Annotated in this window: 26 protein-coding genes; 17 read left to right on the top strand and 9 right to left on the bottom strand. The window is 56.3% G+C overall.

Features of this window, described 5'->3' with window-relative positions:
• Positions 1 to 73: 73 nt before the first annotated feature.
• Positions 74 to 253, top strand: a complete 180-nt coding sequence (locus F8562_RS04455) for a hypothetical protein (protein WP_014226493.1) — start codon at positions 74 to 76, stop codon at positions 251 to 253.
• Between the two features lie 46 nt (positions 254 to 299).
• Here F8562_RS04455 and stpA read toward each other — a convergent pair whose 3' ends face one another.
• Positions 300 to 701: a DNA-binding protein StpA gene (gene stpA, locus F8562_RS04460; RefSeq protein WP_014839288.1), complete on the bottom strand. Its 402-nt coding sequence runs from the start codon at positions 699 to 701 to the stop codon at positions 300 to 302.
• 705 nt (positions 702 to 1,406) lie between these two features.
• On the opposite strand from stpA, the gene alaE reads away from it, so the two are divergent.
• The gene (alaE, locus tag F8562_RS04470) at positions 1,407 to 1,856 is read left to right on the top strand and encodes an L-alanine exporter AlaE (protein WP_014839290.1); all 450 of its coding nucleotides are present in this window, start codon (positions 1,407 to 1,409) and stop codon (positions 1,854 to 1,856) included.
• Positions 1,857 to 1,897: 41 nt separating this feature from the next.
• On the opposite strand, the gene F8562_RS04475 is transcribed toward alaE, so the two are convergent.
• On the bottom strand, positions 1,898 to 2,248 hold the full coding sequence (locus tag F8562_RS04475) for a DUF2002 family protein (protein ID WP_004123942.1): 351 nt from the start codon (positions 2,246 to 2,248) through the stop codon (positions 1,898 to 1,900).
• A gap of 149 nt (positions 2,249 to 2,397) precedes the next feature.
• On the opposite strand from F8562_RS04475, the gene F8562_RS04480 reads away from it, so the two are divergent.
• Positions 2,398 to 2,724, top strand: coding sequence for a DUF883 family protein (locus tag F8562_RS04480; RefSeq protein ID WP_004123945.1), 327 nt, complete (start codon positions 2,398 to 2,400; stop codon positions 2,722 to 2,724).
• Positions 2,725 to 2,787: 63 nt separating this feature from the next.
• Here F8562_RS04480 and F8562_RS04485 read toward each other — a convergent pair whose 3' ends face one another.
• Positions 2,788 to 4,146 (bottom strand): PLP-dependent aminotransferase family protein, encoded by a 1,359-nt coding sequence (locus tag F8562_RS04485; protein ID WP_014839291.1) that lies wholly within the window; start codon positions 4,144 to 4,146, stop codon positions 2,788 to 2,790.
• Between the two features lie 87 nt (positions 4,147 to 4,233).
• On the opposite strand from F8562_RS04485, the gene F8562_RS04490 reads away from it, so the two are divergent.
• The 14 genes from F8562_RS04490 to leuA all read left to right on the top strand — a co-directional run bounded on the left by F8562_RS04490 (position 4,234) and on the right by leuA (position 18,905).
• On the top strand, positions 4,234 to 4,665 hold the full coding sequence (locus F8562_RS04490; RefSeq protein ID WP_004853446.1) for a carboxymuconolactone decarboxylase family protein: 432 nt from the start codon (positions 4,234 to 4,236) through the stop codon (positions 4,663 to 4,665).
• A gap of 182 nt (positions 4,666 to 4,847) precedes the next feature.
• A complete protein-coding gene (gene nrdH, locus F8562_RS04495; protein ID WP_004853449.1) occupies positions 4,848 to 5,093 on the top strand; it encodes a glutaredoxin-like protein NrdH in 246 nt (81 codons plus the stop codon).
• The gene (gene nrdI, locus F8562_RS04500) at positions 5,090 to 5,500 is read left to right on the top strand and encodes a class Ib ribonucleoside-diphosphate reductase assembly flavoprotein NrdI (protein ID WP_004104769.1); all 411 of its coding nucleotides are present in this window, start codon (positions 5,090 to 5,092) and stop codon (positions 5,498 to 5,500) included. The genes nrdH and nrdI overlap by 4 nt, the downstream gene beginning before the upstream one ends.
• On the top strand, positions 5,473 to 7,617 hold the full coding sequence (gene nrdE, locus F8562_RS04505; protein ID WP_014839292.1) for a class 1b ribonucleoside-diphosphate reductase subunit alpha: 2,145 nt from the start codon (positions 5,473 to 5,475) through the stop codon (positions 7,615 to 7,617). The genes nrdI and nrdE overlap by 28 nt, the downstream gene beginning before the upstream one ends.
• Positions 7,618 to 7,627: 10 nt before the next feature.
• Positions 7,628 to 8,590 (top strand): class 1b ribonucleoside-diphosphate reductase subunit beta, encoded by a 963-nt coding sequence (gene nrdF / locus F8562_RS04510; protein ID WP_014839293.1) that lies wholly within the window; start codon positions 7,628 to 7,630, stop codon positions 8,588 to 8,590.
• A 345-nt stretch (positions 8,591 to 8,935) separates the two neighbouring features.
• A complete protein-coding gene (proV, locus tag F8562_RS04515) occupies positions 8,936 to 10,138 on the top strand; it encodes a glycine betaine/L-proline ABC transporter ATP-binding protein ProV (protein WP_014226499.1) in 1,203 nt (400 codons plus the stop codon).
• Positions 10,131 to 11,195 carry a glycine betaine/L-proline ABC transporter permease ProW gene (gene proW / locus F8562_RS04520; RefSeq protein WP_004853456.1) on the top strand — a complete coding sequence of 355 codons (1,065 nt, stop codon included), beginning with the start codon at positions 10,131 to 10,133 and terminating at the stop codon, positions 11,193 to 11,195. The genes proV and proW overlap by 8 nt, the downstream gene beginning before the upstream one ends.
• 62 nt (positions 11,196 to 11,257) lie before the next feature.
• Positions 11,258 to 12,253 carry a glycine betaine/L-proline ABC transporter substrate-binding protein ProX gene (proX, locus tag F8562_RS04525; RefSeq protein WP_014839294.1) on the top strand — a complete coding sequence of 332 codons (996 nt, stop codon included), beginning with the start codon at positions 11,258 to 11,260 and terminating at the stop codon, positions 12,251 to 12,253.
• A 278-nt stretch (positions 12,254 to 12,531) separates the two neighbouring features.
• Positions 12,532 to 13,278, top strand: coding sequence for an AzlC family ABC transporter permease (locus F8562_RS04530; protein WP_014226501.1), 747 nt, complete (start codon positions 12,532 to 12,534; stop codon positions 13,276 to 13,278).
• The gene (gene ygaH, locus F8562_RS04535) at positions 13,268 to 13,603 is read left to right on the top strand and encodes an L-valine transporter subunit YgaH (protein ID WP_009652550.1); all 336 of its coding nucleotides are present in this window, start codon (positions 13,268 to 13,270) and stop codon (positions 13,601 to 13,603) included. Before F8562_RS04530 ends, ygaH begins: the two co-directional genes overlap by 11 nt.
• Before the next feature lie 91 nt (positions 13,604 to 13,694).
• On the top strand, positions 13,695 to 14,225 hold the full coding sequence (gene mprA / locus F8562_RS04540; RefSeq protein WP_004104785.1) for a transcriptional repressor MprA: 531 nt from the start codon (positions 13,695 to 13,697) through the stop codon (positions 14,223 to 14,225).
• 132 nt (positions 14,226 to 14,357) lie between these two features.
• Positions 14,358 to 15,530, top strand: coding sequence for a multidrug efflux MFS transporter periplasmic adaptor subunit EmrA (gene emrA, locus F8562_RS04545; protein ID WP_014839295.1), 1,173 nt, complete (start codon positions 14,358 to 14,360; stop codon positions 15,528 to 15,530).
• 15 nt (positions 15,531 to 15,545) lie between these two features.
• On the top strand, positions 15,546 to 17,084 hold the full coding sequence (gene emrB / locus F8562_RS04550) for a multidrug efflux MFS transporter permease subunit EmrB (RefSeq protein ID WP_004123984.1): 1,539 nt from the start codon (positions 15,546 to 15,548) through the stop codon (positions 17,082 to 17,084).
• Between the two features lie 144 nt (positions 17,085 to 17,228).
• The gene (gene leuA / locus F8562_RS04555) at positions 17,229 to 18,905 is read left to right on the top strand and encodes a 2-isopropylmalate synthase (protein WP_014839296.1); all 1,677 of its coding nucleotides are present in this window, start codon (positions 17,229 to 17,231) and stop codon (positions 18,903 to 18,905) included.
• Here leuA and F8562_RS04560 read toward each other — a convergent pair.
• The 6 genes from F8562_RS04560 to F8562_RS04585 all read right to left on the bottom strand — a co-directional run bounded on the left by F8562_RS04560 (position 18,884) and on the right by F8562_RS04585 (position 23,443).
• Positions 18,884 to 19,651 (bottom strand): AraC family transcriptional regulator, encoded by a 768-nt coding sequence (locus tag F8562_RS04560; RefSeq protein WP_014839297.1) that lies wholly within the window; start codon positions 19,649 to 19,651, stop codon positions 18,884 to 18,886. The genes leuA and F8562_RS04560 overlap by 22 nt on opposite strands.
• A 54-nt stretch (positions 19,652 to 19,705) precedes the next feature.
• On the bottom strand, positions 19,706 to 20,221 hold the full coding sequence (gene luxS, locus F8562_RS04565; RefSeq protein WP_004104795.1) for an S-ribosylhomocysteine lyase: 516 nt from the start codon (positions 20,219 to 20,221) through the stop codon (positions 19,706 to 19,708).
• A 165-nt stretch (positions 20,222 to 20,386) separates the two neighbouring features.
• The gene (gene gshA, locus F8562_RS04570; RefSeq protein WP_014839299.1) at positions 20,387 to 21,943 is read right to left on the bottom strand and encodes a glutamate--cysteine ligase; all 1,557 of its coding nucleotides are present in this window, start codon (positions 21,941 to 21,943) and stop codon (positions 20,387 to 20,389) included.
• A gap of 66 nt (positions 21,944 to 22,009) precedes the next feature.
• The gene (locus F8562_RS04575) at positions 22,010 to 22,438 is read right to left on the bottom strand and encodes a YqaA family protein (RefSeq protein ID WP_032750960.1); all 429 of its coding nucleotides are present in this window, start codon (positions 22,436 to 22,438) and stop codon (positions 22,010 to 22,012) included.
• Complete coding sequence (gene yqaB, locus F8562_RS04580; protein ID WP_014226508.1) at positions 22,435 to 23,001, bottom strand: fructose-1-phosphate/6-phosphogluconate phosphatase; 567 nt, start codon at positions 22,999 to 23,001, stop codon at positions 22,435 to 22,437. The genes F8562_RS04575 and yqaB overlap by 4 nt, the downstream gene beginning before the upstream one ends.
• A gap of 127 nt (positions 23,002 to 23,128) precedes the next feature.
• Positions 23,129 to 23,443, bottom strand: coding sequence for a BON domain-containing protein (locus F8562_RS04585; RefSeq protein ID WP_004853477.1), 315 nt, complete (start codon positions 23,441 to 23,443; stop codon positions 23,129 to 23,131).
• Between the last annotated feature and the right edge of the window lie 229 nt (positions 23,444 to 23,672).

Here is a 23,672-nt window from a genome sequence, read left to right on the forward strand (position 1 = left end):
GACTGTTGGTAACGCTTTTGCTGAGCTATGGTTATGTCAGCGAAAAGATTCATCAGCACACAGGAGAAGCAGTATGTTTTCAGTCGGTGACCTGGTACAACCGCGCGCGGGTGGGCCAAAACTTAAAGTCGTTGAAGTCCAGGACGATCGCATTATTGCCGTTCAGGCAAGCAACGAGCAGGGTGAGAAATATACGCTGAAGGCCGCCGATGTGACGGCTTATAAAGAAGACGGCGATTTTGGCGTGTGCTGATTAAGCCGGCTAACGATAACGGTGGGTCTCCCCACCGTTTTCAATATTAGATCAGAAAGCTATCGAGGGATTTTCCCTCAGCCACCGCTTTAGCCAGCGGCTTCGGCATACGTCCCTGCCCGGTCCAGGTTTTCTCGGCGCCGGTATGGTCGGTAAAACGATATTTAGCCGGACGCGGCTGGCGCTTTTTGCTCCCTTTCGGGGAAGCGCTATTGTAGCCCGCTAATTGTTCAGGGGTAATGCCGTCAGCCATCATTAATTCCAGCCAGGTATTTATTTTTTCCTGATGTTCTGCGCGCAGCGCCTGAGCCGCCTGCTCCTCAGCGCGTTTTTCTTCAGTGACGGTCCTTAGCTTTGCCAGCATATCTTCAAGCACGTCAATGGAGAATTCACGGGACATGGCGCGAAGTGAACGGATATTATTCAATTTCTCTAATAGTAATGACATATAATTCAAAAAATTCCCAAATAGCAAATGAAACAAAGATTACGGCGCTAGTTTAATTGATATGATAATGTATTTCCAGCCTTTCACTAATTCCTGATATAGCACCGGAAATGTTTAGCAATTAATAAGGCAAACAAATCGATAAAAGCGAAATTATCAACACTGAATAAATTCTTTTGCAAATAATACTATTCGCCAGGCAACGTCTTTATCTTATTACCTGTATGCTCAGCAGGTTATCCGTATATTTACGGTTGCGCCTCGCAGGGCGCTACGGGCGTTTATAGAATAGTCATGCAAAAAATCCGAATGCCCACCCAGCAGACAAATCAGCATATAATGCTACCATTCCTCTTTTATACGTGTAAAAAACGCCAAAAGTGACACAACTCACACCACTACGCGATTCTGTCGCGAAATCCCCCCTCACAACCCGGATTGGCTCTCATCTATATGACGTATTTATTTTACAACCAATTGAAAAACAATAAAAAAATCAACAAAGAGAACAAAAGTAGCGTAACGAACAAAAAATAGCCTGACGCAGAGTATTTTATCGACCAAAAGCCTTTAAATAAAAATTTATAGCTAGTTGCCTCTTTTAATGCAGAGATATAATCTACGCACATCAAAACAGGCACCCAAAAACGCTGAATAACCGCGAATCTTTTGGCATTATCGACTTCATTTTCGAGGAGCATACCAATGTTCTCTGCGCAGTCCCGCTTGCGTCATGCGGTAGCAGACACCTTTGCGATGGTGGTGTACTGCACCGTTGTGAACATGATGATCGAAATTTTTCTCTCCGGAATGACTTTCCAGCAGTCGTTATCTTCGAGACTGGTGGCGATTCCGGTGAACATTATTATTGCCGTGCCTTACGGTTTTTATCGCGATTTCGCGATGCGCCAGGCGCGCCGCATTAGCCCGTCCGGCTGGATGAAGAATATTGCGGATGTGGTGGCCTATGTGACGTTCCAGTCGCCGGTATACGTCGCGATTCTGCTGGTTGTCGGCGCCGACTGGCATCAGATCGCCGCGGCGGTAAGTTCCAACATCGTGGTATCGATGATGATGGGCGCAGCGTACGGTTATTTCCTCGACTACTGCCGCCGCCTGTTTCGCGTCAGCCCCTATCAGCAGGCCAAAGCCTGAGTTGATACAAAAAAGCGACTGGTTCAGCCAGCCGCTTTTTGTCAGCTATACTGCGTTTCGCCAAACAGGCCACTCAGAAAACGCTCAAGCGCCATGCGCGAACTGAACCCGTGTGGAATACCATAATGCTGCTGAGCATCGCCCGCTAAATAGAGCGGGAACTGCTCGTAGTGATCGCAGGTTTTGATATCCGACGCGGGCTCCGCAAGCGTTGTGCTGCGCTCTTTTAAAGCCGGATGAATAATTAACGCGGTACGCCCCATACGAGCTTCACGGTTCACATAAACATAATTATCGCCACGGCGATAGCCGTACGCTTTTTGCGTCACAACATCCATGGTGAAGCCGGCTTTTTCAAGAACACGCGCCACCTCATCGGGTCTTAAATACATACTCATTCCTCATTATCTTTTACCGCACGTTAACCTTACCTTATTCATTAAAGGCAACGCTTTCGGAATATTCCATAAAGGGCTATTTACAGCATAATTCAAAATCTTGTCCTACACTTATAGACTCAATGGAATTAAGGGAGAAACCAATGGCCAACCGAGCAAACCGCAACAACGTAGAAGAGAGCGCTGAAGATATCCATAATGATGTCAGCCAATTAGCGGATACGCTGGAAGAGGTGCTGAAATCATGGGGCAGCGACGCCAAGGACGAAGCGGAGGCCGCGCGTAAAAAAGCGCAGGCGCTGCTGAAAGAGACCCGCGCGCGGCTTAACGGCAATAACCGCGTTCAGCAGGCGGCGTGCGATGCCATGGGCTGCGCTGACAGCTACGTGCGCGATAAACCGTGGCAAAGCGTTGGCGCCGCAGCTGCCGTTGGGGTATTTATTGGCGTATTGCTGAATTTACGTCGATAATAAAACAGCCAGACCCATGAAGATAACAAATACGCGTCTACCCCTGCACTGCAGGGGTTTTTGTTATCTCTGCGGGTAAAGCGCGACATAAAGCTTACGCACAGCCTGATTCGCCATTTCGGCCGACGTCAGGTTGGTGAAGCTCATTATCAGCCCCCCTTCTCCCCGAGTCTCCATCCGCCAGTCGCTCAGCGCCTGTACGGCCAGACCAGCCCGTCTGGCGCGCTGCGCCAGAGGCCGATCGTCTCCGGCGACCCTGACCACCATCTGGATCCCGCCCGCCTGAGGCACGACGGTGAATCCCTGCGCCCGCAGCGCCGACTCAAGCCACAGTCGGCGCTGGGCATAGCTGGCGCGCATTTTCTTCAGATGCCGCCAGAAGTGGCCTTCGCGAATAAAATCCGCCAGCGTCTGCTGCCACAGCGTCGGCACGCTACAGCACATCAGCGCGGCCTGTTCACGAAACGGCGCCACCAGCGGCTCAGGCACCACCAGCCAGGCCGCGCGTAATGCCGGGAACAAAGACTTGCTGAACGCCCCGGCATAGATGACCCGCTGCGGGGCGTCGAGGCTTTTCAGCGGCGGCAGCGGCTTACCGTGATAGCGGAATTCGCTATCGTAATCATCTTCGATAATCCACGCGTTATTCTGCGCCGCCCATAGCAGGAGCTGTCTGCGCCTGGCCAGCGATAGCGCCACGCCGAGCGGGCTTTGATGAGCCGGGGTCAGCAGCGCGAAATGGGCACTCGGGTAATGCCGCTGCGCCCAGGGAATATCCATCCCGTCGTCGTCGACCGGAACGGGATTGATCGCCACCCCCTCGTCGTTCACTACCGGCCGGATCAGCGGAAACCCCGGATCTTCCATCCACATTTGCTGGCCAGGCCGCGCCAGCGTGCGCAAAATAAGGCGCATCGAGGCCGCGTAGCTACCGGTGATCAAGACCTGCTCAGGCCGACACTCAATACTGCGCGACAGACGCAAATAATCGACGATCGCCCGGCGAAGCGTCGGTTCACCGCTGGGATCGCCTGGCGCGAGGTCAAAACGCGTTTGCGTACGCAGACGCCGACCCATCACGCGCGCCCACAGGCCGCGTGGAAACAGATCCAGCGCGGGCAGCCCCAGCTGAAACGGCAGCGGCGCCGCGGGTTCATCGCCCTCGACGGGCTGAACGGACGCGTTTTGCTGCGGCAGCAGCCGATCGCTGACAAAGGTCCCCGCCTGTCCGCGCCGCTCCAGCCATCCCTGCGCCACCAGATCTCCCCAGGCGTTCTCAATCGTCGCCCGCGACACGCCAAGCTCCTGAGCATAGACCCGACTTGCAGGCAGCCTGCTGCCCGGAGCCAGCTCGCCGCGCTCAATCGCCTGCTTAAGCTGTCGGGCAATGCGCTGGTAATGCGGAATTTTTTTACCGTCCATCATGGTCTGCTTTTTTCATCGCAATATGGCTATCTTATGCAGTCCATTATAGTGCTATTTTCCTCGCGTCTTAATGAGGAGAGTAAAATGAACACACTACGTCAGCCGTACAATGAACTGAGCCCGGAAGTCTATAACGCCCTGGTTCAGGCCAAAATTGCGCTGGAAAAAAGCGAGCTGGATGGCGCGCTGATCGAGCTGGTGTATTTGCGGGTATCGCAAATCAACGGCTGCGCCTTCTGCCTGGAGATGCACAGCAAAGCCCTGCGTAAATCCGGCGTCGCGCAAAACAAGCTGGACGCGCTGGCAGGCTGGCGGGTGAGCGCCCATTTCAGCGATGCGGAACGCGCGGCGCTGGCGTGGGCGGAATCGGTGACCCATATCGCCGAAAGCCATGCGGAAGACGCCGTTTATCAGCCGCTGCTGGACCATTTCAGCGCCCGCCAGATCAGCGATCTGACCTTCGCCATCAGCCTGATGAACGCCTTTAATCGTCTGGCGGTGAGTATGCGCCTGTAATTTCACGGCAAGAAATCCCGCCCCCCGCCGGATCCTCCCGCGGGGGTTAACCTTTACAAAAACCATATATATTGAGTTGTTGAACTTTTAAATAACTACATCTAGTATTTCCTTCAACGATAACCCATAGCACGCGACGTCAATTTTACGTCGTACTGTTATCTTAAATGGAAATACGAATCATGCGCATTACTATTTACACTAAAAACGACTGCGTGCAATGCCATGCCACTAAACGGGCCATGGAAACCCGCGGGTTTGAATTCGACATGATCAACATCGACCACCACCCTGAAGCCGTCGATATGCTGCGCGAGCAGGGTTTCCGTCAGCTGCCGGTGGTGATTGCCGGAGAGACCCGCTGGTCCGGCTTCCGTCCCGATATGATCAATCGCCTGCGCCCTACAGCGTCAGCGGCCAGCGTATGAGCCTGATCGTCTACTTCTCCAGCAGTTCCGAAAATACGCACCGGTTCGTCCAGCGTCTGGGGCTGCCCGCCGTGCGTATACCGCTTAACGAACGCGAGCGCATCCAGGTAGACGAACCCTACATTCTTATCGTCCCCAGCTATGGCGGCGGCGGCACGGCGGGCGCGGTCCCCCGGCAGGCGATCCGTTTCCTCAACGATCCGCATAACCGCCAGCTCATTCGCGGCGTCATCGCCGCGGGCAATCGTAATTTTGGCGAGGCCTACGGCCGGGCAGGCGACGTCATCAAGCAGAAATGCGGCGTACCGTATCTCTATCGCTTTGAGCTGATGGGCACCCCGCAAGATGTCGACAACGTGCGTAAAGGAGTAAGCGAATTTTGGCAACGACAACCGCAGAACGTATAACCACCGAGGCGCCGGATTTCCACGCCCTCAACGCGATGCTGAATCTCTACGACAGCAACGGCCGCATCCCGTTTGACAAAGACCATCAGGCGGTAGCGGCGTTTATGGCCAACCACGTTGAGCCGAATACCGTGCCCTTTACCAGCCAGGACGACAAGCTGACGTGGCTGGTCGCCGAAGGCTATTACGACGCCAGGGTGCTGGCCCGCTACGATCGCTCGTTTATTCTTGCGCTGTTCGCGTACGCTCAGGGCTACGGTTTTCGCTTCCAGACGTTTCTCGGCGCATGGAAGTTCTATACCAGCTACGCGCTGAAAACCTTCGATGGTAAGCGCTACCTTGAAGACTTTGGCGACCGCACCTGCATGGTGGCCCTGGCCCTGGCGCAGGGTAACGAGGCGCTGGCCCGGCAGCTAACCGATGAGATCCTCTCCGGACGCTTTCAGCCCGCCACGCCGACGTTCCTCAACGCGGGTAAACAGCAGCGCGGCGAGCTGGTCTCCTGCTTTCTGCTGCGCATCGAAGACAATATGGAATCCATTGGCCGGGCGGTGAACTCGGCGCTGCAGCTATCCAAGCGCGGCGGCGGCGTGGCGTTTCTGCTCTCCAATCTTCGCGAAGCCGGGGCGCCAATCAAGCGCATCGAGAATCAGTCCTCCGGCGTGGTGCCGGTGATGAAAATGCTGGAAGACGCCTTCTCCTACGCCAACCAGCTCGGCGCGCGCCAGGGGGCCGGCGCGGTCTATCTGCACGCCCATCATCCCGATATCCTGCGTTTCCTTGATACCAAACGCGAGAACGCCGATGAAAAAATCCGCATTAAAACGCTCTCGCTCGGGGTGGTGATTCCGGATATCACCTTTCAGTTAGCGAAAGAAGATGCGCAGATGGCGCTGTTCTCGCCCTACGACGTCGAGCGCCTGTACGGTAAACCGTTCGGCGATATCGCGGTAAGCGAAATGTATGCACAACTGGTGGCCGACGCGCGGGTCAGCAAGCGCTGGATCCGCGCCCGCGATCTGTTCCAGCGGCTGGCGGAAATTCAGTTTGAATCCGGCTATCCGTACATCATGTTTGAAGACACGGTTAATCGCGCGAACCCGATTGCCGGGCGCATCAATATGAGCAACCTGTGCTCGGAGATCCTGCAGGTTAACGCGCCTTCTACCTTTGACGAAAACCTGGATTACGCCAGCATCGGCCAGGATATCTCCTGTAACCTCGGCTCGCTGAATATTGCCCATACCATGGACTCTCCTGATTTCGCCCGCACGGTTGAGGTCGCGGTGCGCGGTCTGACCGCGGTGTCCGAAATGAGCGATATCCGTTCGGTACCGTCGGTCGCGGCGGGCAATGCCGCCTCGCACGCCATCGGCCTTGGGCAGATGAATCTGCACGGCTATCTGGCGCGCGAAGGTATTGCCTACGGCAGCGAAGCGGGGCTGGATTTCACCAATTTCTATTTCTATACCATCACCTGGCACGCGCTGCGTACCTCGATGCTGATAGCGCGGGAAAAAGGCACGCGTTTTGCCGGATTCGAGCAGTCGCGGTACGCCAGCGGTGATTATTTCCGCCCCTACCTGGAAGGCGACTGGCAGCCGAAAACGGCGAAAGTCCGCGCGCTGTTTGCCCGTGCCGGTATTGTCCTGCCCGACCGCGATATGTGGCGGCAGCTGCGCGATGACGTGATGCGCTACGGCATTTATAACCGCAACCTGCAGGCGGTGCCGCCGACGGGCTCTATTTCGTACATCAACCACGCGACCTCCAGCATCCATCCGATCGTGTCGAAGATAGAGATCCGCAAGGAGGGGAAAACCGGACGCGTTTACTATCCGGCGCCGTTTATGACCAACGACAACCTGGCGCTGTATCAGGACGCTTACGAAATCGGCCCGCAGAAGATCATCGACACCTACGCCGAGGCGACGCGCCATGTCGATCAGGGGCTGTCGCTGACCCTGTTCTTCCCCGATACCGCCACCACGCGCGATATCAATAAAGCGCAAATCTATGCGTGGAAGAAAGGCATCAAAACGCTCTATTACATCCGTCTGCGCCAGCTGGCGCTGGAAGGTACCGAAATCGAAGGCTGCGTGTCCTGCGCGCTGTAAGGAGAACAGGATGACCCATTTATCGCGCATCAGCGCCATTAACTGGAACAAAATTGAAGATGATAAGGATCTGGAGGTCTGGAATCGGCTGACCAGCAACTTCTGGCTGCCGGAGAAGGTGCCGCTGTCTAACGATATCCCCGCCTGGCAAACGCTCGCCCCGGCGGAACAGCAGCTAACGATTCGCGTCTTCACCGGCCTGACGCTGCTCGATACCATCCAGAATACCGTTGGCGCCCCGGCGCTGATGGCCGACGCCCTCACCCCGCATGAGGAAGCGGTGCTGTCGAACGTCAGCTTTATGGAGGCGGTGCACGCCCGCTCCTACAGCTCCATTTTCTCGACGCTCTGCCAGACCAAAGACGTCGATGCCGCCTATGCCTGGAGCGAACAAAACGCGCCGCTGCAGCGCAAAGCGCAGCTGATGCTGGAGTACTATCAGGCAGATGAACCGCTGAAGAAAAAAATCGCCAGCGTCTTTCTCGAATCGTTCCTCTTCTACTCCGGCTTCTGGCTGCCGATGTACTTCTCCAGCCGGGGGAAGATGACCAACACCGCCGATCTGATTCGCCTGATCATCCGCGATGAAGCGGTACACGGTTATTACATTGGCTACAAATTCCAGAAGGGGCTGGAAATAGTCAGCGCCGAGAAGCGCGAGGAGATGAAAAACTTCGCCCTCGACCTGTTGATGGACCTGTATGACAACGAACTGGCCTACACCCGCGAACTGTACGCCGATAGCGGCTGGATTGAGGAGGTCAACGCCTTTCTCTGCTACAACGCCAATAAGGCGCTGATGAACCTCGGCTACGACGCGCTATTCCCGGCGGAAATGGCCGCCGTCAATCCGGCGATCCTCGCCGCGCTTTCGCCGAATGCCGACGAAAACCACGACTTCTTTTCCGGTTCAGGTTCATCGTATGTGATGGGAAAAGCGGAAGAAACCGTCGACGGCGATTGGGACTTTTAGCCTTACTTTCACCAGGAATATATCAGCATATTTCCTGGTGATTTATTTCACATTATTTGTTTTCGCCTCACTCAATATCTTTCGGTCATCACCGTGTCATATTCAACAGCATGCCCTCGATTTTCGCCTGAATTAACGCAACATAACTAAAAAATATCGACCATAAGTCATTCGCGCTCAGCCCTTATATCACGGGGGATGCACCGGAATTCTCCCTTGCGCATTTCCCTGGCAACGCCACATAAAGGGTTGTCACAGATTCTCAGTATGTTAGGGTGTAAAAAAGCAATTATCATCACCGGGTACCGTATCGATATTAATAAATAACAGGAAACACTCTATTGCATGGCAATTAAATTAGAAATCAAGAATCTCTATAAGATATTTGGCGAGCACCCGCAGCGGGCTTTCAAATATATCGATAAAGGACTATCGAAAGAACAAATACTGGAAAAGACGGGGTTATCGCTTGGCGTAAAGAACGCCAGTCTGACCATTGAAGAAGGCGAGATATTCGTCATCATGGGGCTCTCCGGATCGGGGAAATCTACCATGGTTCGCCTTCTCAATCGCCTGATTGAACCCACCCGCGGCCAGGTCCTGATCGACGGCGTCGATATCGCTAAAATCTCTGACGCCGAGCTCCGGGAGGTGCGCAGAAAAAAAATTGCGATGGTTTTTCAATCCTTTGCGCTTATGCCGCATATGACCGTGCTCGACAACGCCGCTTTCGGCATGGAGCTGGCCGGCGTGCCGACTCAGGAACGCCAGGAGAAAGCGCTGGAGGCGCTGCGCCAGGTCGGCCTGGAAAACTACGCTCATGCCTACCCGGACGAACTCTCCGGCGGCATGCGCCAGCGCGTTGGTCTCGCCCGCGCGCTGGCGATTAATCCCGATATTCTGTTAATGGATGAAGCCTTCTCCGCGCTCGACCCGTTAATTCGTACCGAGATGCAGGATGAGCTCACTAAATTACAGGCCAGACATCAGCGTACCGTGGTCTTTATTTCCCACGATCTTGATGAAGCCATGCGTATTGGCGATCGGATTGCCATTATGCAAAATGGTGAAGTGGTTCAGGTCGGTACGCCGGATGAAATACTCAATAATCCGGCCAATGATTATGTCCGAACCTTCTTCCGCGGCGTCGATATTAGCCAGGTGTTCAGCGCCAAAGATATTGCCCGCCGTAGCCCGGTGGGGCTGATTCGCAAAACGCCCGGCTTTGGCCCGCGTTCCGCGCTGAAATTGCTGCAGGATGAAGACCGCGAATATGGCTACGTCATTGAACGCGGGAATAAGTTTGTTGGCATTGTCTCCATTGATTCCCTGAAAGCCGCGCTAAGCGAAGGTCAGGGAATTGATGCGGCGTTAATCGACTCACCGCAGGCGGTGGATGCGCAAACGCCGCTCAGCGAGCTGCTCTCTCACGTCGGCCATGCACCGTGCGCGGTGCCGGTTGTCGACGAGGGGCACCAGTACATCGGCATTATTTCCAAACGGATGCTGCTGCAGGCTTTAGATCGCGAGGGGGCAAACAATGGCTGATCAATCTAACCCGTGGGACACCGCACCGGCGGCGGATAGCGCAGCGCAATCCGCCGATGCCTGGGGCACCTCTACGCCGGCGCCGACCGATGGCGGCGGTGCCGACTGGCTGAGCAGCGCGCCCGCGCCGCAGCCGGAACACTTCAATATTATGGACCCGTTCCATAAAACGCTGATCCCGCTCGACAGCTGGGTCACGCACGGTATCGACTGGGTCGTGATGCATTTTCGTCCGGTATTCCAGGGAATACGTGTACCGGTGGATTACATCCTGAGCGCCTTCCAGCAGCTGCTGCTGGGTATGCCGGCGCCGGTGGCGATTATTATTTTCTCGCTGATTGCCTGGCAGATTTCCAGCGTCGGCATGGGCGCGGCGACGCTGATTTCGCTGATCGCTATCGGCGCTATCGGCGCCTGGTCGCAGGCGATGGTGACCCTGGCGCTGGTGCTGACCGCGCTGCTGTTTTGTATGCTGATCGGCCTGCCGCTTGGGATATGGCTGGCGCGGAGCCCGCGGGCGGCGAAAATTATCCGTCCGCTGCTCGACGCGATGCAGACCACGCCGGCGTTTGTCTACCTGGTGCCCATTGTGATGCTGTTCGGTATCGGCAACGTTCCGGGCGTGGTGGTCACCATTATCTTCGCCCTGCCGCCGATTGTTCGTCTGACCATTCTGGGGATTAACCAGGTGCCGGCGGATCTGATTGAAGCGTCGCGCTCCTTCGGCGCCAGCCCGCGTCAGCTGTTGTTTAAGGTTCAGCTACCGCTGGCCATGCCGACGATTATGGCCGGGGTCAACCAGACGCTGATGCTGGCCCTGTCGATGGTGGTCATCGCCTCAATGATTGCCGTTGGCGGTCTCGGCCAGATGGTACTGCGCGGCATCGGTCGCCTTGATATGGGCCTGGCCACCGTTGGCGGCGTCGGGATTGTTATCCTCGCCATTATTCTTGACCGTCTGACTCAGGCCGTAGGACGGGACTCACGCAGCCGCGGCAACCGCCGCTGGTATGCAACCGGCCCACTGGGGCTGATAACTCGCCCTTTCTGTAAATAAGAGCCCATCCCCCCGGCAGCCGGGGGGATAGACTTCCCTTCTGATAAGTAAAAGGAACAACGATGCGACATACAGCGATCCTTGCCACAGCGTTAACCGCCCTCATTTCCACCACCGCCTTCGCGGCGGATCTGCCTGGCAAAGGCATTACCGTTAAGCCGATTCAGAGCACTATTTCGGAAGAGACCTTCCAGACCCTGCTGGTCAGCCGCGCGCTGGAGAAACTTGGTTATACCGTCGATAAGCCGAGCGAAGTGGATTACAACGTTGGCTATACTTCGCTCGCCTCCGGCGACGCCACTTTTACCGCCGTCAACTGGCAGCCCCTGCACGACGATATGTACGCTGCCGCCGGCGGGGATAAAAAGTTCTACCGCGAAGGCGTGTTTGTGAACGGCGCGGCGCAGGGCTATCTGATTGATAAGAAAACGGCCGAGCAGTACCACATTAAATCTATCGATCAGCTAAAAGATCCGAAAATCGCCAAACTGTTTGACACCAACGGCGACGGCAAAGCCGACCTGACCGGCTGTACCCCGGGCTGGGGCTGTGAAGCGGTGATCAACCATCAGCTTGATGCCTATGGCCTGAATAATACCGTCACCCACAATCAGGGTAACTATGCCGCCATGATGGCCGACACCATTGCCCGTTATAAAGAGGGCAAGCCGGTCATCTACTACACCTGGACGCCTTACTGGGTCAGCGATGTGCTGAAGCCGGGTAAAGACGTCGTCTGGCTGCAGGTGCCGTTCTCTTCCCTGCCGGGCGAACAGAAAGATATTGATACCAAACTGCCAAACGGCATGAACTATGGCTTCCCGGTGAACACAATGCATATTGTCGCCAACAAAGCCTGGGCCGAGAAAAACCCGGCGGCGGCGAAACTGTTCAGCATCATGAAGCTGCCGATTGCCGATATCAACGCCGAAAATGCCATGATGCACGCGGGACATGGTTCTGAGGCAGATATCCAGGGCCACGTCGATGGCTGGATCAAAGCCCACCAGCAGCAGTTTGACGGCTGGGTGGAAGAAGCGCTGGCCGCGCAGAAATAGTCTCCCAATTTATAGCCAATTCCCGGAGGCGATGCTACACATCTGTCCGGGCTACAAAACCCGTAGCCCGGGCAAGGCGCTTTGCGCCGCCCCCGGGGAAGACGGCCTCCTGCACAACACGACATCTCCTGTTCTAAATGATGGATTAATATGCAAATAAACTGCATAACTTTAGCCATCAACGTTTTCGTTACTGTTAAGCCGCACCGCTCTCTGCTAAGGTAAATCCACCTGTTTAATCATGTGATTTTCACGTGAGTTATTAATAAGCAATTCCTATGGAAAATCCTGACGCATTGACGCACTCTCCTCCCGCTGACGCGGCCACGCTGGCTGAAGGCCTGAAAGACAGCCTGCCGATCGTCATCAGCTATATTCCCGTGGCCTTCGCCTTCGGCCTCAACGCCACTAAGCTCGGCTTCACTCCGCTGGAAAGCCTGTTTTTCTCCTGCATTATTTACGCGGGCGCCAGCCAGTTCGTGATCACCGCGATGCTGGCGGCGGGAAGCTCGCTGTGGGTCGCCGCGCTCACCGTCATGGCGATGGACGTTCGCCACGTTCTCTACGGCCCTTCCCTGCGCAGCCGCATCCAGCGCGCGCTGAGCAAGAAAAAAACCGCGGTATGGGCATTCGGCCTGACCGATGAGGTCTTTGCCGCCGCCACCGCTAAACTGGTACGCGACAATCGACGCTGGAGCGAAAACTGGATGATCGGTATCGCTTTGATGTCCTGGGCGTCATGGGTCTTCGGTACGCTGATCGGCGCTTATTCGGGCAGCGGCCTGCTGACCGACTTTCCGGCGGTGGAAGCGGCGCTGGGCTTTATGCTTCCCGCTCTGTTTATGAGCTTTTTGCTGGCTTCTTTCCAGCGCAAGCAGTCGCTTAGCGTAACCGCCGCGCTGGCAGGGGCGCTGGGGGGGATCATCCTGTTTTCCATTCCCGCCGCTATCCTTGCCGGGATCGTCTGCGGCTGTCTGACCGCGCTGGTGCAGGCCAGCATTGAGGGGATGCCCGATGAACAGTGATGTTTTAATTATCGGCGTCGTGGTCGGCTGCGTAAATTATCTGTTCCGCTATCTGCCGCTGCGCCTGCGCGCCGGGAACGCGCGTCCGACGCGTCGCGGGCCGGTCAGCGTGCTGCTGGACACCATCGGCATCGCCTCTATTTGCGCGCTGCTGGTGGTCTCCAGCGTACCGGAAATTCTCCACGATGCCCGCCGCCTGCTGCCCACGCTGGCTGGCTTCGCCGTGCTGGGTCTGGCTTTCTGGAAAACGCGCAGCATTATTTTGCCTACACTATTAAGCGCCCTAACCTACGGTGTTGTCTGGAAAATCGGCACATGGCTATAAGCTTAAAGTATCAATTTCTGTCAATAATTCATTTGATTTATTTGTCACAATAGTTATTATATCGACTGTAATTAATGAGGTCATAACCAAAATGGATAGTTCGTTTACTCCCATTGAGCAAATGCTCAAGTTCCGCGCCAGCCGTCACGAAGACTTTCCTTTTCAGGAGATTCTGCTCACCCGTCTTTGCATGCATATGCAGGGAAAATTGCTGGAAAACCGCAACAAGATGCTGAAAGCGCAAGGGATTAACGAGACATTGTTTATGGCGCTGATCACGCTCGAGTCTCAGGAAAACCACAGCATTCAGCCTTCCGAGCTGAGCTGCGCGCTGGGCTCTTCGCGTACCAACGCCACGCGCATTGCCGACGAGCTGGAAAAACGCGGCTGGATTGAGCGCCGCGAAAGCGATAACGATCGTCGCTGCCTGCATTTACAGCTTACCGAAAAGGGGCATCAGTTCCTGCGCGAAGTGTTACCCCCGCAGCACAACTGCCTGCATCAACTCTGGTCTTCTTTAAGCACCAGCGAAAAAGATCAGCTCGAGCACATCACCCGTAAGCTGCTTGGTCGTCTTGACCAAATGGAAGAGGATGGCGTGCTTGCGGAGTCTCTGCGCTAAGCGCGGAACCAACCGCTCAACAATTTTTCTGGATTGACAAGGAAAACGGACAGGCCAGCAGATCTTCTGCTGGCCTTTCTGATAAACAGGTCGGCTCAGCCGATGTGAAATAATAAGATCGTGGAGAATAACATGAGCGCAAATGCGGAGAGCCAAACCCCGCAGCAACCGGGCAGCAAAAAAGGGAAACGTAAAGGCGCCCTCCTGCTGCTGACCTTGCTCTTTATTATTGTTGCCGTGGCATACGGGATTTATTGGTTTTTGGTACTGCGTCACTTCGAAGAGACCGACGACGCGTACGTGGCAGGGAATCAGGTACAAATTATGGCGCAGGTGTCCGGCAGCGTGACGAAAGTCTGGGCCGACAACACCGACTACGTGCAAAAAGGCGATCCGCTGGTCACCCTCGACCAGACCGATGCCCAGCAGGCGTTTGAAAAAGCGCAAACCCAGCTGGCCGCCAGCGTACGTCAAACGCGCCAGCAGATGATCAACAGCAAGCAGCTGCAGGCCAGCATCGACGTGAAAAAAACCGCGCTTTCCCAGGCGCAGACCGACCTTAACCGTCGTATTCCGCTGGGGGCCGCCAACCTGATTGGCCGCGAAGAGCTGCAGCACGCGCGCGACACGGTTGCCAGCGCGCAGGCCGAACTGGACGTGGCGATTCAGCAATACAACGCCAATCAGGCGATCGTTCTGGGCACGAAGCTGGAACAGCAGCCTGCGGTGCTGCAAGCGGCCACCGAAGTGCGTAACGCCTGGCTGGCCCTGCAGCGGACGAAAATCGTCAGCCCGATTAGCGGCTACGTTTCGCGTCGCTCCGTACAGCCCGGCGCGCAAATCACCACCACCACCCCGCTGATGGCCGTCGTGCCAGCGACCAACCTGTGGATTGACGCCAACTTTAAAGAAACCCAGCTGGCGCACATGCGTATCGGTCAGCCGGCCACCGTGATCAGCGATATTTACGGTGACGATGTGAAATACACCGGTAAAGTGGTCGGCCTCGATATGGGCACCGGTAGCGCCTTCTCGCTGCTGCCCGCGCAGAACGCCACCGGCAACTGGATCAAAGTGGTTCAGCGCCTGCCGGTACGTATCGAGCTGGATGAAAAACAGCTGGCAGAGCACCCGCTGCGCATCGGCCTTTCGACCCTGGTTGAGGTGAACACCACCGACCGCGGCGGCGAGATGCTGGCAAGCCAGGTACGTAGCGCTCCGGTTTACGAAAGCAATGCCCGCGAAATCGGCCTTGAGCCGGTCAATAAGCTGATAAACGACATCATCCAGGCCAACGCCGGATAATTCGGGGTGAGCGTAATGCAACAGCAAAAACCGCTGGAAGGCGCGCAGCTGGTCATTATGACCATTGCGCTGTCGCTCGCGACCTTTATGCAGGTGCTGGACTCCACCATCGCCAACGTGGCCATCCCCACCATCGCCGGTAACCTTGGCTCATCGTTGAGCCAGGGGACCTGGGTTATCACCTCGTTTGGGGTGGCGAACGCTATCTCCATTCCGATTACCGGCTGGCTGGCAAAGCGCGTAGGTGAAGTGAAGCTATTCCTCTGGTCGACGGTGGCGTTCGCCATCGCCTCCTGGGCCTGCGGCATGTCAAACAGCCTGACGATGCTAATTTTCTTCCGCGTGATTCAGGGGATCGTCGCCGGTCCGCTGATTCCGCTGTCGCAAAGTCTGCTGCTCAGCAACTATCCGCCCGCCAAGCGCTCTATCGCCCTGGCGCTGTGGTCAATGACGGTGATCGTCGCGCCGATTTGCGGCCCGATTCTCGGCGGCTATATCAGCGACAACTACCACTGGGGCTGGATCTTCTTTATCAACGTGCCGATTGGCATCGCCGTGGTGGTCATGACGCTACAGACCCTGCGCAACCGCGAAACCCGCACCGAGCAGCGGCGGATTGACGGCGTTGGCCTGGCGCTGCTGATTATTGGTATCGGTAGCCTGCAGGTGATGCTCGACCGGGGTAAAGAGCTGGACTGGTTCGCCTCAAACGAGATCATCATCCTGACCATTGTCGCGGTGGTGGCGATAAGCTTCCTGATCGTCTGGGAGCTAACCGACGACAACCCGATAGTCGACCTGTCGCTCTTTAAGTCGCGAAACTTCACCATCGGCTGCCTGTGTATCAGCCTCGCCTATATGCTCTACTTCGGCGCTATCGTGCTGTTGCCGCAGCTACTGCAGGAGGTATACGGCTATACCGCCACCTGGGCCGGTCTGGCCTCGGCCCCGGTCGGGGTGATCCCGGTAATCCTGTCGCCGATTATCGGCCGCTTCGCGCATAAGCTGGATATGCGTCGGCTGGTTACCTTCAGCTTTATTATGTACGCGGTCTGTTTCTACTGGCGCGCGTGGACCTTCGAACCGGGTATGGACTTCGGCGCCTCGGCGTGGCCGCAGTTTATCCAGGGCTTCGCGGTGGCCTGCTTCTTTATGCCGCTGACGACCATTACGCTTTCCGGCCTGCCGCCGGAACGGCTGGCGGCGGCATCGAGCCTGTCGAACTTCACGCGTACCCTGGCGGGCTCCATCGGCACCTCGATTACCACCACTATGTGGACGAACCGCGAGGCGCTGCACCATGCTCAGCTTACCGAATCGGTGACGCCGTATAATCCCAACGCCCAGCAGATGTACGATCAGCTGCAGGGATTAGGGATGACGCAACAGCAGGCGTCCGGCTGGATAGCGCAGCAGATAACCAACCAGGGGCTGATTATCTCCGCCAACGAAATTTTCTGGTTCTCGGCGGCAATATTTATCCTACTGCTCGGGCTGGTGTGGTTTGCCAGGCCGCCGTTTAGCGCCGGGGGCGGCGGCGGCGGCGCGCACTAAGGTTTGACCTGAAGGGATCTGCGGATCCCTTTTTTATTGCCCAACACGCAGGTTGTCCGGTTTACGCTAGTTGATGTCCAGTTTGCTGGAGATGCCTTTTCGCTCTGTCGTGCACGATGAAGATCCGCTAAGAAGGAGAAAATCATGCTGACTCAACCCGGTGAAAAATACCGTCCCTATCCGCCGATTGCCCTGCCCGACCGCCGCTGGCCGGAGCAAAAAATAACCCGCGCCCCCCGCTGGCTCTCCACCGACCTGCGCGACGGCAACCAGGCGCTGGCCGAGCCGATGGACAGCGCGCGCAAGCTGCAGTTCTGGGACTTGCTGCTGGAGTGCGAATTTAAAGAGATCGAGGTGGCATTTCCCTCGGCTTCGCAAACCGATTTCAACTTTGTGCGTCAACTGATTGAAGAACGGCGTATCCCGCAGGATGTGACGATTCAGGTGCTGACCCAGGCGCGGGAAGATTTAATCCTCAGAACCTTCGAATCGCTGCGCGATGCCCACCGCGCCACCGTTCACCTCTATAACGCCACCGCTCCGCTGTTCCGCGAGCTGGTTTTTGGAATGAACAAAGCGCAGGTGGTCGAGCTGGCGACCCGCGGCACCCGGCTTATCCGCCAGCAGTGCGAACAGCAGCCGCAGACCCGCTGGCAATACGAGTATTCCCCGGAAACCTTCTGCTTCACCGAGCCGGAATTCGCGCTGGAGATTTGCGAAGCGGTGGCGGAAATCTGGCAGCCCTGCGCCGAACGGCCGATGATTATCAATCTGCCCGCGACGGTAGAAGTGAGCACGCCTAACGTTTATGCCGATCAAATTGAGTATTTTTGTCGTCACTTCTCGCGCCGCGCCGATGTGTGCATCAGCGTCCATCCGCATAACGACCGGGGAACCGGCGTCGCCAGCGCGGAGCTGGCGGTGATGGCCGGCGCCGACCGCGTCGAAGGCTGCCTGTTCGGCAACGGCGAACGCACCGGTAACGTCTGTCTGGTGACGCTGGCGATGAATCTCTACAGCCAGGGCGTCGATCCCCGGCTCAGCTTCTCCGAAATGAACCGGGTGGTCGAAATTGTCGAAAGCTGCAACCAGATCCCGGTTCATCCGCGCCACCCGTGGGCGGGAAGCCTCGCCTATACCGCCTTTTCCGGCTCGCATCAGGATGCGATCAAAAAAGGGTTCGATGCCCGCCGGCCCGGCGAACGCTGGGAAATGCCCTATCTGCCCATCGACCCGCAGGATATCGGCTGTAGCTACGAAGCGGTGATCCGCGTCAACAGCCAGTCCGGCAAAAGCGGAAGCGCGTGGCTGATTGAGCAGAATCATGGCCTGAAGCTGCCGCGCGCGCTGCAGCAGGATTTTAGCCTGCACGTTCAGCACGAAACCGATACGCATGGTAAAGAGATGACCCAGAACGCGCTGTGGCAGCTGTTTCGCGCCCGCTACGGACTTCTGCCCCAGCCGCCGCTTGCGCTGCTGGATTACCAAAGCGATAGCCAGCAGGACGGCCAGCTTTCTCTGCAGGCGACCCTGCGCATCGCCGGTGAAACGCGACGACTGCAGAGCCGCGGCAACGGCCTGCTGTCCGCCGCCGCCAGCGGGCTGAGCGGCCTGTTAAAGCAACACATCGTGATTAAAGATTATCATGAGCATACCCTCGGCGAACGTAGCGACAGCCGTTCAGTGGCCTATATTCGCTGCGTCTTCCCGAATGGCGACAGCCGCTGGGGGGTAGGAATTGATAGCGACGTGGCGCGCGCCTCGCTGCAGGCGTTGTGCAATGCGATGAGCGCAGGCCATTACGCCGGCGAGCGGAAGTAGTCGCTGGGGGCCACGCCTATCACCCGGCGAAACATGGCGCTAAAAGCGCTATGGCTGCCGTAGCCGAGATCCAGCGCCACCCGCAATACCGAATGCCCCTGTGCCAGGCGAACCAGCGCTTCCATCAGCTTCGCCCGGCGCACCCACTCGCTCCAGGTGAGCGAGGTCTGCTGCTGAAAATGACGATTCAGCGTGCGCTCGCTCATGCTGCTCTCCTTCGCCGCCTCGGCGCTGCTCCAGGGTTCGCCGGGCGCTTCTCTTACCTTCTGGCATAAACGGCGCAGCGCTTCGCTTTGCGGCTCCGGCAGGCCAAACGGCAGCACTGCCATGCCGCGAATTTCATCGAGGATCAGTTCGTAAATGCGTTCATCGCGGCTGCCCGGCGCGTAGGATTCCGCCAGCGTCAGCGATGCGACGATCAGTTCACGCAGCAGCGGAGTCACCTGGACTATCTGGCAGGATGAGGGGAGATCGGCCCGGGCAAGGGGATCGATAAACAGGGTTCGCGCGGCCGCGACGCCGGTCACCCGTAGGGTATGCGGCGTACCGGCGGGCAGCCAGACGCCACGCCCCGGCGGCACAACCCAATAACCCTGCGCGGTTTCCACCCGCACCACGCCGCTGAGGATATGCAGCAGCTGGGCGCAATCGTGCTGATGCCAGGGTTCGCTATCGCCATGGGCGTAATCATGGGCAAAAGGCACCAGCGAACGGTGTTGAAAATTGAAGGTTAAAGTCGTCGACATCGCGGCGTCAGGGAGTAGCGGCCCGACGCGGTTCGCCGGGCCGTGGCAGAAGCACTAGATGTGCAGTTCTTGCAGTTTTTCTTTCGGCAGCGCCAGCTCATCGTTGCTGTTGACGCGGACATCGCGCTCAATAATATGGCGAGCGATTTCCTGAGCTTCCTCCAGCGAGTGCATGGTGTAGGTTCCGCACTGATAAACGTTCAGCTCCGGGATCTGATTCTGATCTTTCACCTTCAGCACGTCGGCCATCGCCGCTTTCCAGGCATCCGCGACGCGCTGCTCGTCCGGCGTACCGATCAGGCTCATATAGAACCCGGTGCGGCAGCCCATCGGAGAGATGTCGATAATTTCCACACCATTGCCGTTCAGGTGATCGCGCATGAAGCCGGCAAACAGGTGCTCAAGGGTGTGAATGCCTCTTTCCGGCATCACTTCCTGGTTTGGCACGCAGAATCGCAGATCGAAAACGGTGATTTCATCGCCGTGAGGCGTGTTCATTTTCTTCGCGACACGCACCGCAGGCGCTTCCATTCGGGTATGGTCGACTGTGAAACTATCTAACAACGGCATTCTTCACCTCCGATAGTGATTTTTTTTAAAATAAAATGAACTCTTTTTGAGGCCGCGAGTCTGAGTATATGAAAGACGCGCATTTATTATCATCATCATCCCTGAATCAGAGATGAAAGTTTGGCCACAGTGATGTGGCCGTTTTCTTTTTTACGGCTCGTAAAACTACGCGTGCCGTGTCAGCAGCGCTTCAAACGGCTCGCTATCCGCCGCCTCCACCTTCTTCTGACGCTGTACCGATGCTTCACGCTCGGCGACAAAATCCGCTTCGCTTAAAATTTCCAGCGGCTCTTCGCGCAGCATCGTCCGATACCGATCGGCCAGCTCTCTGCCGGTACCGCCAATCCCCTCTTCAAGCATAGAACGCAGAATGCGCGCCGAGAAGGTTAATTCCGGATTATCGAAGCAGGCGACCAGCTCATCGCAGACCTGCTGATAGGCCTGGCATCCGTGGATGCTATCCAGCGTTTGCGCCACGCGGCGTAAATCGCGGAACAGATCTTTGCCGACCTGAGCCAGCGGGAACTGAGCGGTTTCGCAGCCAATACCCAGCGTCAGGCCCGGCTTACGGCCTTCCAGAATCACCCGATTCCAGTTGGTGCGCGTGCACAGCAGCTCGTCGCTGCTCATCTCCGGCGCATCGGCCAGCACGCACCAGACCATAAACAGATCGAGGAAACGTACCTGCTGCTCATCAACGCCAATCGGTGAGAACGGATTGATATCCAGGGAGCGAACTTCAATGTACTCAATACCGCCGCGCAGCAGCGCGTCGGAAGGCGTTTCGCCGCTGCGGGTCACGCGTTTCGGGCGAATCGGCGCGTACAGCTCGTTTTCGATCTGCAGCACGTTGCTGTTGATTTGCAGACGCTTGCCGTCTTTCTCCAGCCCAATATTTTCATACTCTTCGGAAGGCGTTTTAATCGCCCGCTTCAATCCTGCCACATACTCGTAGAGATCGTTAAACGTAATTCCGAGATTGCTTTGCGATTTATTGGTATAGCCCAGATCGCTCAGACGCAACGAGGTCGCATAAGGCAGGTAGTACATGCCGTTGCCGGCTTTCTCAAACGGCAGCGCCGTCGGTTTGCCCTGCAGGAACGACGAGCAGATCGCCGGAGAGGCGCCGAACAGGTATGGAATCACCCAACCAAAACGGTAATAGTTGCGAATGGAGCGGAAATAGCCCGCTGAAATCGCCTCTTTACCGCTTTCAGCATCCTCAACGCCGCACTTAGCCTGCCAGAAAGCCATCGGCAGCGAGAAGTTATAGTGCACGCCGGAGATGGTTTGCATCAGCGCGCCGTAGCGATTTTTCAGCCCTTCGCGATACAGCGTTTTCAGGCGGCCGATATTAGAGGAACCGTACTGCGCCAGTTCAATATCCTGGCCGGGCGCGATATAGCAAGGCATGCTCAGCGGCCACATCCGCTCGTCGCCAATATGGCGTGCGGTATAGCGATGAACATCGCGCATAAAGGTGAGCATATGCTGGATATCGCCATCAACCGGCGTAATAAATTCCAGCAAAGCTTCGGCAAAATCGGTGGTAATCCATTTATGAGTCAGCGCTGAACCCAGTGCCTGCGGATGACCGGTAGTGGCCAGCGTGCCGTCAGCGTTGACGCGCAGCGTTTCGCGTTCAAGACCACGTTGAATACCCTGCAGCGCCTGCGGATTTTTTTCCAGCCAGGCCAGCGCCTGTGATACGTCCGGGATCAATTTGACCTCCCGCCTGTCGAAATCGTTTGAATTAGCATAATTGTAATGGTTGAACCGTCAGTCCAATTAGTGCCACCACGTCATGCCCTGAAGCGTTATCGCCGCAATGACGATATAGCGTAATGCTTTGCCAAGGCATAAAAAAAAGAGCACTGGTCCCCAGGAAATGCGCATCCATCCCGCCAGTAAACACAGCAAATCGCCTATAACAGGCGCCCAGCTTAATAATAGCGTGACCGCGCCGTAACGCCTCAGCCAGCCGGACGCCTTCTCCTGCCAGCGCGATGTTTTGCGCAGCGGAAACAGGCGCCCCAGAATAACGTTAGTTACCCCTCCAAGGCTATTACCGATTATTGCTATTAAAACCAGTAACCACGGCTGACTCACCCCCGCCAGGAGCATGGCGATCAACACCACTTCCGAGTTACCGGGAAGCAGCGTGGCGCTTAAAAAGCTGCTGGCAAACAGCGATATCAGCGACAGCGCGTCGCTCACAACAATCGCACGTCCACGGCATCCATTCCGGCCCGCTTCGCCGCCTGCAGACCGAAGTCCGCATCTTCAAAGACCACGCATTTTTCCGCCGCAACGCCCATGCGCTCAGCGCAGAGTAAGAAAGTATCAGGTGCGGGTTTATGGTTGGCGACATGATCGGCAGCAACCACCGCCGAGAAGTAGTGACGCAGGCCCAGATGGGCCAGCAGCGCTTCAGCAACGGCGCTCTCGCTGCCGGTACCGACTGACATCGGACGACGACCGTGCCACTCTTTAACCACTTCAATCAGCGGCAGAGGACGGACGCTATCAAGCAGCATCGCTTTCACCGCGTCCGTCTTTTCCCGCGCCAGAAGGTGAGGATCTAAATCAGCCTGGTTTAATTCGATAATGGCCTGAGCAATCCGCCAGGTTGGAGAGCCGTTAAGCGCGACCATAGCCTGCATATCAAAACGCATACCGTAACGTCCGAGAACCTCGTTCCATGCCTTACGATGCGTCGGCTCGGTATCGAGGATCGTGCCATCCATATCAAAAATCAGTCCTGCATAACGTTCGTACATCGTCTTCTCACCAACCGGTTAAGGAGGTCTTACTGTAACGCAAAAGGTCAGGTTTGTCGCTGCCAGCGGCAGATGCGACAAGGGCGCTCGAAGGCGCCCTTGTCGATACAGATGCAATCTGATGCGTTTATTTGATTCTTAAATCGTTCTCCACCACGCGAACGCCCTGCACTTTTCGCGTCACTTCTACCGCACGTTTAGCGCTTTCGGCGGATGAGACAAAGCCGCTCAGCTGTACACGACCTTTAAAGGTCTGGACGCTAATTTCCGAAGACTTAATCTCTTTATCATTGAAGAGCGCGGTTTTGACTTTGGTGGTCACGACGGTATCGTCAATGTACCCACCAGTACTTTCCTTTGTGGACGAACCTGCGCAGCCCGCCAGCGATACGGCGACCAGAAGCGTCGCGCAAAACGCAGATATTGCTTTGAACCATTTCATGGATTTCTCTCCTTGCACTTATCTCACCCAAAATCAGATCGATATACAGGAATAAATTATAGTGGAAAGAGGGAGTTGCCAATGAAAAAAGTGCTGAAGAATAAGGTGAATGATTGCGCTTAAGGGGTTTTGAGGTAAGGAGAGTGGCTGGCCGTGAAACAACAGTGGGTTCGCCCTTCGGGCCGTTTCTGAAGCAACGTTATCCTCCCTGGTGCTTGCGGCTAATACC

Source organism: Klebsiella sp. RCJ4 (assembly GCF_009025755.1).
Taxonomy (GTDB): domain Bacteria; phylum Pseudomonadota; class Gammaproteobacteria; order Enterobacterales; family Enterobacteriaceae; genus Klebsiella; species Klebsiella michiganensis.